The organism is Altericroceibacterium xinjiangense (assembly GCF_003958635.1).
GTDB classification, from domain to species: domain Bacteria; phylum Pseudomonadota; class Alphaproteobacteria; order Sphingomonadales; family Sphingomonadaceae; genus Altericroceibacterium_A; species Altericroceibacterium_A xinjiangense.
On sequence record NZ_RSEK01000001.1, the window covers coordinates 229665 to 243255 of the forward strand.

At 66.5% G+C, this 13591-nt stretch carries 15 protein-coding genes; 5 read left to right on the forward strand and 10 right to left on the reverse strand.

The genetic code is table 11. The features are described from left to right. The 8 genes from ELY13_RS01145 to ELY13_RS01180 all read right to left on the reverse strand — a co-directional run bounded on the left by ELY13_RS01145 (nt 1) and on the right by ELY13_RS01180 (nt 7513). Nucleotides 1-1467 (reverse strand): UDP-N-acetylmuramoyl-L-alanyl-D-glutamate--2,6-diaminopimelate ligase, encoded by a 1467-nt coding sequence (locus ELY13_RS01145; protein WP_126172036.1) that lies wholly within the window; start codon nt 1465-1467, stop codon nt 1-3. After that, the gene (locus ELY13_RS01150; RefSeq protein WP_126172037.1) at nt 1464-3194 is read right to left on the reverse strand and encodes a peptidoglycan D,D-transpeptidase FtsI family protein; all 1731 of its coding nucleotides are present in this window, start codon (nt 3192-3194) and stop codon (nt 1464-1466) included. Before ELY13_RS01150 ends, ELY13_RS01145 begins: the two co-directional genes overlap by 4 nt. Beyond that, nucleotides 3191-3709 carry a hypothetical protein gene (locus ELY13_RS01155; RefSeq protein ID WP_126172038.1) on the reverse strand — a complete coding sequence of 173 codons (519 nt, stop codon included), beginning with the start codon at nt 3707-3709 and terminating at the stop codon, nt 3191-3193. The genes ELY13_RS01150 and ELY13_RS01155 overlap by 4 nt, the downstream gene beginning before the upstream one ends. Further along, nucleotides 3706-4668, reverse strand: coding sequence for a 16S rRNA (cytosine(1402)-N(4))-methyltransferase RsmH (rsmH, locus tag ELY13_RS01160; RefSeq protein WP_126172039.1), 963 nt, complete (start codon nt 4666-4668; stop codon nt 3706-3708). The genes ELY13_RS01155 and rsmH overlap by 4 nt, the downstream gene beginning before the upstream one ends. Continuing rightward, nucleotides 4665-5165, reverse strand: a complete 501-nt coding sequence (locus ELY13_RS01165) for a division/cell wall cluster transcriptional repressor MraZ (protein WP_126172040.1) — start codon at nt 5163-5165, stop codon at nt 4665-4667. The genes rsmH and ELY13_RS01165 overlap by 4 nt, the downstream gene beginning before the upstream one ends. Nucleotides 5166-5732: 567 nt before the next feature. Further along, entirely contained in the window at nt 5733-6101 is a 369-nt protein-coding gene (locus ELY13_RS01170; protein WP_126172041.1) for a hypothetical protein, read from the reverse strand. A 23-nt stretch (nt 6102-6124) separates the two neighbouring features. Further along, complete coding sequence (locus ELY13_RS01175) at nt 6125-7120, reverse strand: cysteine synthase A (RefSeq protein WP_420897409.1); 996 nt, start codon at nt 7118-7120, stop codon at nt 6125-6127. 75 nt (nt 7121-7195) lie between these two features. After that, entirely contained in the window at nt 7196-7513 is a 318-nt protein-coding gene (locus tag ELY13_RS01180; RefSeq protein WP_126172042.1) for a 2Fe-2S iron-sulfur cluster-binding protein, read from the reverse strand. A gap of 77 nt (nt 7514-7590) precedes the next feature. Between ELY13_RS01180 and ELY13_RS01185 the strand changes: the two genes are divergently transcribed. The 3 genes from ELY13_RS01185 (at nt 7591) to ELY13_RS01195 (ending at nt 11141) form a co-directional block, all read left to right on the forward strand. Next, entirely contained in the window at nt 7591-8208 is a 618-nt protein-coding gene (locus ELY13_RS01185) for a DNA-3-methyladenine glycosylase family protein (protein WP_126172043.1), read from the forward strand. 112 nt (nt 8209-8320) lie between these two features. After that, a complete protein-coding gene (locus tag ELY13_RS01190; RefSeq protein WP_126172044.1) occupies nt 8321-10312 on the forward strand; it encodes a S9 family peptidase in 1992 nt (663 codons plus the stop codon). 37 nt (nt 10313-10349) lie between these two features. After that, the gene (locus tag ELY13_RS01195) at nt 10350-11141 is read left to right on the forward strand and encodes an SDR family oxidoreductase (RefSeq protein WP_126172045.1); all 792 of its coding nucleotides are present in this window, start codon (nt 10350-10352) and stop codon (nt 11139-11141) included. On the opposite strand, the gene ELY13_RS01200 is transcribed toward ELY13_RS01195, so the two are convergent. Then, nucleotides 11138-11428 carry a 4a-hydroxytetrahydrobiopterin dehydratase gene (locus ELY13_RS01200; protein ID WP_126172046.1) on the reverse strand — a complete coding sequence of 97 codons (291 nt, stop codon included), beginning with the start codon at nt 11426-11428 and terminating at the stop codon, nt 11138-11140. The two genes, ELY13_RS01195 and ELY13_RS01200, sit on opposite strands and share 4 nt — an antisense overlap. 54 nt (nt 11429-11482) lie before the next feature. On the opposite strand from ELY13_RS01200, the gene ccmA reads away from it, so the two are divergent. Further along, entirely contained in the window at nt 11483-12055 is a 573-nt protein-coding gene (gene ccmA / locus ELY13_RS01205) for a heme ABC exporter ATP-binding protein CcmA (RefSeq protein WP_126172047.1), read from the forward strand. Beyond that, a complete protein-coding gene (locus ELY13_RS01210) occupies nt 12052-12711 on the forward strand; it encodes a heme exporter protein CcmB (RefSeq protein ID WP_126172048.1) in 660 nt (219 codons plus the stop codon). The genes ccmA and ELY13_RS01210 overlap by 4 nt, the downstream gene beginning before the upstream one ends. Nucleotides 12712-12733: 22 nt before the next feature. Here ELY13_RS01210 and map read toward each other — a convergent pair whose 3' ends face one another. Next, nucleotides 12734-13561, reverse strand: coding sequence for a type I methionyl aminopeptidase (map, locus tag ELY13_RS01215; RefSeq protein ID WP_126172049.1), 828 nt, complete (start codon nt 13559-13561; stop codon nt 12734-12736). Nucleotides 13562-13591: the final 30 nt, after the last annotated feature.

The following is a 13591-nucleotide window of genomic DNA, read 5'->3' on the forward strand; positions in this document are numbered from 1 at the left end:
TCATGCGGCTCCCGCCAGTTCGGCCGCGCATTCCCGCGCCACCGTCACGTCATCGAAGGGAAGGACCTGCGCGTCCTCCCCCGATCCGATGATCTGTCCTTGTTCGTGCCCCTTCCCGGCGATGAGCACGATGTCGTCCCGGCCCGCCTCGGCCACGGCAGCGGCGATCGCATCGCGCCGCCCGCCGATTTCCCGCGCGCCCGGCGCGCCGGTCAGCACCTCTGCCCGGATCGCGGCCGGGTCCTCTCCGCGCGGGTTGTCATCGGTGACGATCACGAGGTCGGAGTTCTTCACCGCGACTTCGCCCATTGGGCCACGCTTGCCCCGGTCGCGGTCACCGCCCGCGCCGAACACCGTGATCAGCCGGCCTTCGACATGAGGACGCAGGGCAGCAATTGCCGCGCCGAGCGCATCGGGCGTATGCGCGTAATCGACGTACACCGGTGCGCCGCTCATGGTAATGACCGCCCGCTCCAGCCGCCCGCGCACCGGCTGAAGCCGCCCAATTGCGTCGAACACTCGCCCCGCCTCGCTGCCGGTCGCCAGGGCCAGTCCGGCGGCGACCAGCGCGTTGGCTGCCTGGTAGGCGCCGATCAGCGGCAGGTTCACGCGGCGTGTTTCCCCGCCATGCTCGATTTCCAGTTCCTGCCCGAGTTGCCCCGGCATACGGGAAAGCAGGCGCAGGTCCGCTCCGTTTTCGCCAACGGAGAACACGCGCAGCCCCCGCCGTTCCGCGTGTTCACGCGCGCGCTGCGACCACGCATCGTCTGCCCAGATCACCGCCGCGCCGTCATCGTCGACCACTTCGTCGAACAACCGCATTTTCGCGGCGAAGTAATCCTCCATCGTCGGGTGGTAGTCGAGGTGGTCGCGGGACAAGTTGGTGAAGCCCCCGGCCACCACGCGCAGCCCTTCGTTGCGGAACTGCGCGAGGCCATGGCTCGACGCTTCATAGGCCACGTGGCTCACCCCTTCGCGGGCGAGGCCGGTCATGTTGGACAGAAACGTGACGATGTCGGGCGTAGTCAGTCCGGTGGAGACGCTACCATCGGGCGTGGTGACGCCGAGCGTGCCGATCGATGCGGCCCGTTCGCCCATCATCCGCCACAGCTGCCGGGTCATCTCCGCGGTCGAGGTCTTGCCATTGGTGCCGGTGATCGCAACGACGGTATCCGGGACCGGCTGGAAGAACCGGGCTGCAAGGCCGGCAAATGCGCGGCGCGGCTGCGGGTCGGCGATGTGGATTGCGCCGTTCACCTCAGCCTCCGGGCGGGCAACAATAGCGATCGCCCCGGCGCGGATTGCGGCCGGAATGAAATCTTCCCCGTTCACCTGTGTCCCGGGGAAGGCGCCGAAGACCGTGCCCGGGGCCACCTTGCGGTGATCGATGGCAAAGCCGGTGACCTGCTCCCCGGACACTCCGGGAACATTCATCCCTGCCGTTTCGATCAACCGCGCCAGCTTCATTCCTCGGTCTCCTCATCGCCGACTAGCGGCTTCAGGTCGGTCAGGTCGATATCGCGGCTGGTGTCGGGCAGAATGCCCAGGAGCGGCCCGATCCGGGGGATCAGGCGGCCCACGACCGGCGCGGCGTTCCACGCGGCGGTCCGCTGGTAGGAACTGGCCGCGGTGCCCTTCGGCTCATCCATCATCGCGACCACGACATAGCGCGGCTTGTCCATCGGGAAGGCCGCGGCGAACGTGGTGATCAGCGAGGTCCGGCGGTAGCCGCCGACGCCCGGCTTTTCGGCGGAGCCCGTCTTGCCGCCGATGCGAAAGCCCGGCGCGTCGGCATGGCGTCCGGTGCCGTAGACCGCGATCATCCGCAGCAACTGGTTCATCCGCGCACTGGTGGAGGCCTTGAACACCCGCCGTCCGCGCGGCGCTTCGCCCGGGGCGACTTTCCGCAGCGTCGTCGGGCGCCAGATGCCGCCGTTGACCATCGTGGCATAGGCGCTGGCAAGGTGAAGCGGCGTTACCGCGATGCCGTGGCCGTAGCTGACGGTCATCGCGCGCAGGCGCGGCCATTTGCCCTTGTGCCAGATCGGAAAACCGCGCGCGGGCAGCTCGATATACGGCCGCTCGTTCATGCCGAGGTCCTCCATCGTCCGCTTCAGCCGGTCCGGGCCGAGCGCGTCGGCGATCTGGGCAGTGACGATGTTGGAGGAATGGATCAGGGCCTGCGGCGCGTTTATGTACTGGCCGATGATGTGGCTGTCGCGAATACGGAAACCGCCGACCTGAAGCGGACGAGCCGCGGGATAGAGCTTCGCGAGATCGGTCACGACGCCGGAATCGATCGCCGCCGCGACCGTCAGCGGCTTGAAGGTGGAGCCGAGTTCATAGACCTGGTTGGTCACCCGGTTGAACATCAGGCTTTGCCCGCGCGCGTCGATCCGGTTGGGGTCGAATTCCGGCAGCGAGGCGAGCGCAAGCACTTCGCCGGTATCGACGTCGAGCACGATGCCGGCCGCGCCGGCCGCATTCACCGCCAGCATCCCGCGCCGCAATTCGTCTTCCAGCGCTCCCTGCACGCGGGTGTCGATCGACAGGGCCGCGGGCGTGCCGCGGGTGGCCGGATCGGTCAGGTGTTCGTCGAGCACTTGTTCCATGCCGACACGGCCATGGCCATCGGCCGCGACATAGCCGAGAACGTGCGCCGCCATCGACCCTTGCGGATACTGCCGGTCGGTCTCGCGCGGAAGTTCAAGCGCGAGTTCCCCGATCGCCTGCACTCGATTCGCGTCTTCGGGCAGGATGCGGCGGCGGATGTAACCGGCCTTGCCGCTGGTGAGGCGGCGCGTGGTTTCCGCCGGATCAAGATCGGGGAAGATGCGCGTGAGTTCGGCCGCGACCTCGGATGCAGGCTTTACCAGCGCCGATCCTCCGTCGTTCAGCGCCTGCGGATCGTACCACAAGGCATAGGCGGGAAAGGCCCGGGCCAGGGGAACGCCATTGCGATCGGTGATCTCTCCGCGCGACGGCAGCAGGGCTTCGGCCATCGATTGTTCGTGCGGCGGCGGCTGGACGAGGCCAAGCCAGGCGATCCGCAGCAAGGCGGCAAGCGCGATCAGGCAGAACGCACCGACGAGCAGCAGGACCCGCAGCCGGGCGGTAAGCAGGGACCGCTGGCGGATGTCGACCAGCCGGACGCGTCCGGTGGCGATCGCTCCGGAGGCGGTCAGGGAGTTCATTCGGCACCGCTCCGCGCCACGGCGCCGAGCTGGACCCGCATCGGGCCGCTGGCCGCGAACGGCAAGGACAGCGCCGCCTCCCGGGTCGGCCGTTCACCCTCGATCAGTTCCTCATCCACCGCGCGCCCGGTGATCGGGGAGACGAGCTGGGGGAACGACGGAGCTTCGTCCGCTGCATCGTTGCTGGCAAGGCGGATCGGATCGGGAGCGCCGACAACCGGCGGCGTACCGAGCTGGGCGAGCTGCCGCTCCCCTCCGATGAACTGGTCGGCCGTCGGCGCGCTGTAGCCGAAATCGACCCGGTTCCAGCTGGCAAGCTGCTGCTGGCTGGCGCGCGTCTGGAATTCCGTTTCCAGAAGCATTTTCTGCTGTTCGAGCGCGACGATCCTGCGCTCGGCGGTGACGACCTTGCTGTGGACCGCATTCACCTGGATGTGCAGCAGCAGATAGAGCCCGGTGCACAAGGCGAGGACGGCGAACCACCCGATCCGGCGAAGACGGCTTTGCTGGGTCATGCGGCCCTCCTGGCTGGCGTTGCGGTGCGGACGGCGGAGCGCAGCACCGCGGAGCGGGAGCGCGGGTTGCGGGCAATCTCGGCCTCGGAGGCGCGGATCGCCTTGCCCACGCCGGTGAAGGTGGCCGGATGCTCCCGCGGCGCTTCGGGCAAGTGGCGCGAACCTCCGGCGTTCGCCCCCGATGCATCGCGCAGGAAGTGCTTCACGATCCGGTCCTCAAGGCTGTGAAAGCTGACCACGGCGAGCCGGCCGCCTTCGCCCAGCAGCGCCTCGGCCTCCAACAGGCCGGTCTGGAGTTCATCCAGTTCGGCGTTCACGTGGATGCGAACGGCCTGGAAGCTGCGCGTGGCCGGGTCCTTGGGTGCGCCGGGCCGATAGCCGAGCGCCTTGCGGACTACCCGCGCAAGATCGCCGGTGGTCGACAAGGGCCGCGCGGCGACGAGTGCTCGGGCGATGCGCCGAGACTGCCGCTCTTCTCCATAGCGGTAGAGCACGTCGGCGATCTCGGCTTCGTCGGCCCGATTCAGGAAATCGGCCGCGCTTTCGCCTTCCTGGCTCATCCGCATGTCGAGCGGGCCTTCGGTGGAAAAGGCGAAGCCACGGGCCGGCTGGTCCAGCTGCATCGAGGATACCCCGATGTCCATCACCACGCCGTCCACCCGCGCGACCCCCGCTTGCGCCAAGGCATCGCTCATTTCCGAAAACCGGCGGGGATGAAGCACGAGGCGCGGCGGGTCCTGTTCGGTTTCGGGCCAGGTCCGCCCCCGCGCGATCGCATCGGGATCGCGATCGAACGCGTGGACCGTGGCGCCAGCCTCGAGCAGCGCACGCGTGTAGCCGCCCGCGCCGAAGGTCGCATCGACGATCACGTCGCCCGGCCGGAGGGTGAGCGCTTCGAGCACTTCGTCCAGCAGGACGGGAACATGCGGGACAGGAGGGAACGCGATCGGCGCGGTCATCCCTTCTTCCCCTTGGCCAGCGCTTCGGCTTCCAGCTGACGGCAGGCAGCCTGCGCGCCTTCCCAGCCTTCGCCCATGCGGTAGAGTTCTTCCGGGTTCCACAAGGTGAAGAAAGCGCCGGCGCCTTGGAAGTAGACGCCGCGGTCCATCTGCCCGAGCTCGGCGAGATGTTCCGGCATCACGAACCGGCCGCTGGCATCGAAGGGAAGTTCGCTGAAGCCGTAGAGCTGCAGGGCGCGCAGATCGCGATCAAAATCGCGGCCGAGGCGCAGGGCGCGTTCCTCCTCCCGATCGATCTGGGCTTCGAGCGCGCTGCGGCGGGAGAGGCCGAAGCCGGTCAGGCAGGGCCACTTCTCATGCTTGGACAAGCAGAGAATGCGGTCACCGCTCGATTCGGTGACGGCTTTGCGGAAGGCGGGAGGCAGCGTGAATCGGCTCTTCTCGCCCTGAAGCGAGAAAGCCTGTCCGCTGTATCCGATCGGCTGTTCGCCCGCCACGTGTTCTGCCCCGGAATAGCCCCGATTGCCTGGCGCAATTCACCTCCTGCAAGCCGCGCGCAAACGCGGCCCGTCATCCCGCCAGGGATGCATCGCAGGCGAATTGGCCGATTGAAGAAATCCCTATCCCGCGCGGCGGCGGGATGGAAGGGGAAATCACGGGAAGTTTGGGGACACGGTTGCATCCCATTGTTTTAAGGCCGTTTTTTTCGCCCTACCCTTCGACTTACCCGCACGCGCGGGACCTTCCTGCAGGGCCGGATTTACGCGATTTCCCGCAGTATCCCGCGCGCTGAAGCCCTTCCCGCCCGCAAAATCCCCGATTTGCTGAAAGCGGCGAACGGGAGGGGAAGCACCTCTTTTACGGCAACCCGATTCGGCTTCCGATCCCACGCCGACGCGACAGCGGTGCGATATGTGCTTTCATGTGCAGCCGGGCGCCCGAAGACTCGTTTCGGACATAGCAAGCGAAGCCGCAGATGCGCATCGAGGGGGACGCCTGATCGGGCCTGCCACACTGGGGCAAGCCCGATCAGTTGGCCTGGCGCAGGCGCCGCAATTGCTGGCCTAGGGCGCGGCCGGCGGTACATCGTACAATTCAGGCTCCATCTCGGGCACCACCGTTACGGGCGCCGCCGCTGGCTGAGCGGGCACTTCGGGCACTACTCCGGCGTCGGCCAGCGGGTCGCTCGCGGTATCTTCGGCCTTGGCCGCCATGTCTGCGGGCAAAGGTTCGGCGACGGCTTCCGCTTCGCTCTGCTGTGCGCGGTTCATGATGACGTTCGCGAGGCCGACGAGCAGGATCATTGCGCCAAGCCCCAGAAGCCCGACCTGCAGGCGCTGAATGGCTTGCGCGCGCGTGCCGGACAGCGGGCTCATCACCTCGCCTTCCTCATCCCGGGGCGTGCGGACCGGACCAATGGAATTGCCTTGCATCCCGGCAGGATAAGGCACGAATCCTACTTGAGCCAGTCGAAAACCGGCAGGTTCTTCGCTTCCAGCCATTCACGATTGAACAGGGTCGACAAGTAGCGCAGCCCGCTGTCCGTCAGGATCGTCACGACCCGGCTCCCGGAACCCAGCTGCTTGCCGAGCGCCACGGCCCCGGCCACGTTGATCCCGGATGAAAGGCCGATGCACAAGCCTTCTTCCCGCAGCAGCCGGGCCACCCACTCCAGCCCCTGCTGGTCCGAGACGCGAAACTGCGCATCGACGGGCGCACCTTCCAGATTGGCGGTAATGCGGCTCTGCCCGATACCTTCCGCGACAGAGGAGCCTTCAGCCTTCAGTTCCCCGCAGGCGTAGTAGTTGTACAGCCCGGCGCCGTGAGGATCGGTCAGCGCAACGCAGATACTTTCGTCGAAGGCTTTCAGGCCCAGCCCGATCCCCGAGATGGTCCCGCCGGTGCCGGCGGCGCAGGTGAAGCCGTCGATCCGCCCATCCATCTGCTGCCAGATCTCGGGCGCGGTACCTTCGATATGCGCCTTGCGGTTGGCGGTATTATCGAACTGGTTGGCCCAGATCGCCCCTTCGGTTTCTTCCGCAAGGCGGCGCGAGGTGTGCACGAAATGACCGGGGTTGGCGTACGGCGCGGCAGGGACGAGCACGAGCTCGGCACCAAGCGCGCGCAGCGTGTCCATCTTTTCGCGGCTTTGCGTCTCCGGCATCACGATGATCGTGCGGTAGCCCCTGGCGTTGGCGACCAGCGCCAGGCCGATGCCGGTGTTGCCGGCGGTGCCTTCGACGATCGTTCCGCCGGGCTTCAGTTCCCCCCGGCTTTCCGCGTCCTTCACGATCCACAGCGCAGCCCGGTCCTTTACCGAACCGCCGGGGTTGGTGAACTCGCATTTCGCCCAGATCTCGCAACCCGCCTCCTCGCTCGGGCCTTTCAGCAGGACGAGCGGGGTGTTGCCGATCAGGTCAAGGGTGTCGCGCAGGACGGGCAGACTGGTCATTCCAGGGAATTAGGCCGCAAGCCCGCGCGCCGCAACGCAAATGCTCTCGTCAGGGGTCAAGCCAGCCTTGCCGGCTCAATCCTCAGCCGCGATCCGGACCTTGAGTCCGTCGAGGTCGTCGGTGAAGGGCACCTGGCAGGAAAGCCGCGACGTTTCATTCCGATCGTCGCTGCTGTCGAGCAAGTCGTCCTCATCCGCGCTCATCGCCGGGAGCTTGTCCTGGAACGCGGGGTCGACATGGACATGGCACGTCGCACAGGAACAGCAGCCGCCGCACAGCGCCAGCAGTTCATCGAAGCCGTTGTCGCGGATCGCTTCCATGACCGTAAGGCCGGCGTCAGCTTCGACCGCGGTTTCGGTTCCATCGCGCGTCACGACAATCAGCTTGGGCATGGCTCGTTCGATCTCCTATGGCAGCGCGAGCTAAGTGAGATGAACGGCTTTGGCAAGCAGAGGGGGCAGGAGAGGCCATGAGACTGGACGCCGAACGCCTGCATGAAGGGCTGGACCGGGTAGCGGCGACAGAGCCGGCAATCGCCCGGGCGCTGGCGCTGGCAGGCTATCCCGAACCGCGCATCCGCCCCGCAGGCCACTACACGCTGTTGCGCGCGATTGTCGGCCAGCAAGTCAGCGTCGCTGCCGCCGCTAGCGTGTGGGCCAAGCTGGAGACGTTGCTGGGGGAAGGCGTGGCACCCGATGCACTGCTGGCCGCTGGCGAAGACGAACTGCGCGCCTGCGGCTTGTCGCGCCAGAAGCAGTCCTACGCCCGTTCCTTGTGCGATCTTGTCGTTCGCGGCGAAGTGGATCTGCACAACTTGCCGGAAGACGACGAGGAAGCGATCGAACTTCTTACCCGGATCAAGGGGATCGGCCGCTGGTCGGCGGAAATCTACCTGCTGTTCGCCGAAGCAAGGCCGGACATCTGGCCCGCCGGCGATCTGGCGGTGCAAGCCGGAACCGGACAGATCCTGGGCCTGGCCGAAAGGCCTTCCGAGAAGGCTTTGCGCCAGCGTGCGGAACCGTGGCGACCCGATCGGGGCGCGGTCGCACTGCTGGCCTGGCACTGCTATAACACCGCCGCGTTGTAGCAGTGCCGCATTTTCATCGCTGGCACCGGAGCTTACCTTTCCGCGCAGTTTTCAGACCCTGCTTCTTTCGGTAAGCCTCGCCTGCAGCCCCGCAGCTGCCCAAGGAGAACCAATGTCCACCAGCCCAGCCGCCCCCGCCCAGCCCCAGCGCACGGACACGCTCATCCCGCGCCAGGCGCTGTTCGGCAATCCCACACGCTCAGCGGGGCGGATCAGCCCGGACGGCCAGTGGCTGAGCTGGATGGCCCCGTCCAGCGGCGTGATGAACGTGTGGATGGCTCCGGCCAGCGATCCTTCCGCTGCCCGGGTAATGACCAAGGCGACCGAACGGCCCATCCCGCAGCATTTCTGGGCGCCCGATTCCCGGAGCATCCTCTATGTGCAGGACAAGGCCGGGGATGAGAATTACCTGCTCTACGGGATCGATGTCGCCTCCGGACAGGAGCGCGCCCTCACCCCGTTCGACAAGACCCGGGTGCAGGTGGTCGGAACTTCGACCAAGGTCCGTGACTCGATCCTGATCGGCCTCAACAACCGGGACCCGCGGTTTCACGACGTTCACCGGCTTGACCTGAACTCGGGCGACCTGACGCTTGTGCAGCAGAACGACAGCTACGTCGCGTTCGTCGCCGACGATGACCTGGCCCTGCGCTGGGCGCTGCGCCAGAACGCTGCGGGCGGAATGGACATGTTCGAGATGCGCGACGGGACAGTTGCCGACGCTCCGCGCGAAGTCACCAGTCTTGAGGATGCCCTTGCCACCAGCCCGGCCGGGTACACCGCCGATGGCAGGACGCTCTACTGGATCGACAGCCGGGGACGGAACACGGCGGCGCTGATCGCGGAAAACACCGAAACGGGCGAAAAGCAGGTCATCGGGCAAAGCGACAAGGCCGATATCGGTTCGGTCATGCAGAACCCGACTACAGGACAGGTCGAGGCCTACGCAGTCGATTACCTCACGACCGAGTGGAACGCGCTCGATCCCGCGGTGAAGGCTTCGCTGGATTGGCTCGATGGGCGGCTTGAGGGAGATTTCGGTGTTCAGTCGCGCACCGACGACGATACCAAGTGGGTCGTCTGGAACGATCCGCTGACCGGGCCGAGCAAGGTCTATCTTTTCGACCGTCCGGCCGGCACGTTGACCGAGTTCTACACCACGCGGCCCGAACTGGCAGGTGCGCCGCTGCAGCCGATGCACCCGGTCGAGATCGCATCACGCGATGGGCTGACGCTGCCGAGCTATCTGACCCTGCCGCTGGGGAGCGATCCCGACAGGAACGGCGTACCCAACGCGCCGGTGCCCATGATCCTGCTGGTTCACGGCGGCCCATGGGCGCGCGATTCGTACGGCTTCAACTCCTACCACCAATGGCTGGCGAACCGCGGCTACGCCGTGCTCAGCGTCAACTTCCGCGGATCGACCGGCTTCGGCAAGGACTTCGTCAACGCCGGCAACCTTGAGTGGGCCGGCAAGATGCACGACGACCTGATCGACGCGGTCGAATGGGCGGTCGGCAAAGGCATCGCCCAACAAGACCAGATCGCGATCATGGGCGGGTCCTACGGCGGCTACGCCACGCTGGTCGGCCTGACTTCCACGCCCGAAACGTTCGCCTGCGGAGTGGATATCGTCGGCCCTTCGAACCTCGAGACCCTGCTTTCTACGATCCCGCCTTACTGGGAGCCGATGGTGAAGCAGTTCCACGAACGGATGGGCAATCCGGAAACTCCGGAAGGCAAGGCCCTGCTGCAGGATCGGTCCCCGCTCTATAAGGCGGACCGGATCATCAAGCCGCTGCTGATCGGGCAAGGGGCCAACGATCCGCGCGTGAATCAGGCGGAAAGCGACCAGATCGTTGCCGCGATGGAAAAGGCCGGCATTCCGGTGACCTATGTCGTGTTTCCTGATGAAGGGCATGGGTTCCACCGGCCGGAAAACAACATCGGGTTCAACGCGATCGTGGAGAACTTCCTCGCCAGCTGCCTTGGCGGCAGGGCAGAGCCGATTGGCGACGCGGTGAAAAGCTCCACCGCCGAGATCGCGATGGGCGCGGAACACGTGCGCGGGCTTGGCGGCACGTCGGCCGTGACCGGGGAATGAAGGCACGGCCAAGGCATGCGTTCGAGGGTGATGCGGCATGACCCCCCGGCGCACGATCTTCGTCACCGGGGCCGGATCCGGCATCGGGCGGGCGATCGCCTTGCACTTTGGGCATCAGGGCTGGTTCGTCGGCCTGGGCGACAACGATCCTGATCGGATGTACGAGACGGAACGGATGCTGCCGGGCGGCTATTCCTATGCCTACTGGATGGACGTCCGCCGGCGCGACGAATGGGACGACGCGCTGCGCGTGGTCGCCCGGGCTTCGGGCGGGCAGATCGACGTCGTCGCCAACAACGCCGGCGTGGCGGAAAGCGGCACACTGATGGACTTGTCCGATGAGCAGGTGGAGCACGAACTTTCCGTCAACCTTAGCGGCGCGATCCACGGTGCGCGGGCGGCCTATCGCTATCTGAAGGAAACCGCGCCCGGTTCGTGCCTGGTGAACACCTCCAGCGCCTCGGGACTTTACGGCGTGCCGGGACTCAACGTCTACGGCGCGACCAAGGCGGCGCTCAAGTCGCTGAGCGAATCGCTCGACGCCGAATGGGCCGCGGACGGGATCCGGGTGCGCTGCCTGATGCCGGGGTTCGTCGATACCCCGCTGCTGGATGGACACATCGGGCCCGTAACCGTTCGGGACCACCTGAAAGCGCTCGGACTGGAAGTCCTTTCGCCGGAACAAGTCGCGCAAGCCGCCTGGGATGCCGTCCATGGCGACAAACTGCACTGGCCGGTCGGCAAGGACGCACGCCGCCTGACGTTCGCGGCGCGCTGGCTCCCGGGTCGGCTGCGCAGGCAGATGCGGCAGGTCGCGGCGAAAGGCTAAACCAGTGCGTCGATGGCCTGCGCCATCTTCACGTCGCGCTGCGACAGCCCGCCGGCGTCGTGGGTAGTCAGGGTGATCTCCACCCGATTGTAGACGTTCGACCATTCGGGATGGTGATCGTGCTGTTCGGCCAGCAGGGCGACACGAGTCATGAAACCGAAGGCTTCGCTGAAATCGCGGAAGCGGAACTCCCGCTCGATGGCAAGCCCGTCGTCCCGCAACGTCCAGTCGGAAAGCTGACGCAACGCTTCCTCGCACTCGGTCGGGGTCAGTTGCGGGATGGGCATTCGTCGGTCTCCTCTGCTTGTCCGTCTCTGCGGCATACCCTAACGCATCGCGCAATGGATGGGTGCTCGCTTGTTGCCAAGGATCTTGCCTGCCTTCGGGGGGATCGGCTGCTGTTCCGGCGCCTGTCGCTTTCGCTCGCGTCCGGTGAGGCGCTGCAGGTTGCCGGGCCGAACGGCACCGGCAAGTCGAGCCTGATCCGCATCCTTGCGGGACTGCTGCGCCCGTTCGCCGGCACGGTGGAGCGGGACGGCGCGATCGCGCTGCTGAATGAGCGGCCTGCACTCGACGAATACCTGCCGCTCGGCCACGCGCTCGGGTTCTGGCAGACGATCGATGGACCGGGGGCAGCTGTGGACCGGCTCGGCCTTGCCGACTTGCTGGATGTCCCGGTGCGGTACCTTTCGACCGGTCAGCGGAAGCGCGCCGCCCTTGCTCGCCTGATCGGCCAGCGCGCACCGGTCTGGCTGCTGGATGAGCCGCTGAACGGCCTCGACATTGATGCGGCGGCCGATTGCCAGCGACTGGTTGCTGAACATTGCGGGGACGGCGGCATTGCCATCGTCGCCTCGCACCAGCCGTTCACCCTGCCCGGTGGCAAGCTGGCCATCGCGGACTACGCGCCATGAGCCCGCTGCTGGCCATCCTGAAGCGCGATCTTGCCTTGCTGCTTCCCGGCGGCCGGCGAGGAGGGACACTGCTGCCGCTGCTGTTTTTCCTGGCGGTGACGGTGCTCTATCCATTCGCGGTCGGGCCGGATGCGCCGCTGCTGGCCCGGACCGGCGGAGGCGTGATATGGGTCGCGGCCCTGCTGGCAGCGATCCTCCCGCTCGACCGGTTGGTTGCGCCCGATCTCGAACAAGGGTTCTTCGATCAGTGGGCCTTGCGCGGAATTGCGGAGGAAGCCGTCATCGCGCTGAGGGTGCTTGCTCATTGGCTGAGCTTCGGTCCGCCGCTGATGATCGCCGCCCTGCCCGCCGCCGCCTTGCTCGGGATCGACGGCCCCACGCTGAGAACGGTCGAGCTTGGCCTGCTGGTCGGAACACCGGGGCTGGCCGCAATCGGCGTCACGATCGCGGCGCTGACGGTGTCCTTGCGCTCCGGCGCGGCGATGGCCGGGCTGCTGCTGATCCCGCTGGCGGTGCCAATCCTGATCTTCGGCGCGGGAAGCCTTTCGACCGGCGGCGAAGGCGGCCTTGCGCTGACTGCCGCGATCAGCCTGCTGCTGGTGGCGATGGCGCCGTTTGCCGGCGGCGCGGCCATTCGGGCCGCGCGCGAGGGCTGACGCTCCCCTTGAGCTCAGCCGTTTATTCGTGAGGCGGCTTGTGCAGGCCCCTGGGGCTGAGGGTGAAGATTTCACAGCCGTCCTCGGTGATCCCGATCGAATGTTCGAACTGCGCGGACAAGCTCTTGTCGCGCGTCACCGCGGTCCAGCCGTCATTGAGCAGCTTCACCGGCGACTTGCCGAGATTGATCATCGGTTCGATGGTGAAGAACATGCCCGGCTTCAGTTCCGGCCCGGTCCCGGCCCTTCCGGCATGCACGACTTCGGGTGCATCGTGGAACAAGCGGCCAAGGCCGTGGCCGCAGAATTCGCGCACGATGCCGTAGCGGTACTGTTCGGCGTGGCTCTGGATCGCTGCGCCGATATCACCCAGCCGCGCGCCCGGCTTGGCTTTCTCGATCCCGATCATCAGGCATTCGTAGGTCACCTCGACCAGCCGGCGGGCCTTCAGCGAAGCATCGCCCGCGATGTACATGCGGCTGGAATCGCCATGCCAGCCATCCAGCAGCGGGGTCACGTCAATGTTGAGGATGTCACCGTCTTTCAGCGTCTTGGACGACGGAATCCCGTGGCACACCACGTGGTTGATCGAGATGCAGCAGCTGTGCGTATACCCGCGATAGCCAAGCGTCGCCGGTACCGCTCCGCCGTCCAGCATCATTTCGCGCACCGTCCGATCCAGGTCCTCGGTCGACGCGCCCGGCTGCACGAGCGGGGCCATCGCATCGAGGATTTCGGCGGCGAGGCGCCCCGCCTTGCGCATTCCCTCGAACGCTTCGGGGCCATGGAGCTTGATCGTGCCGTCGCGCAGGACGGTTTCGGTGCCGGTAATATGCTGGTACTGGGTCATGGGCCTTCATCTAGTGTCGAAAACGCCGAA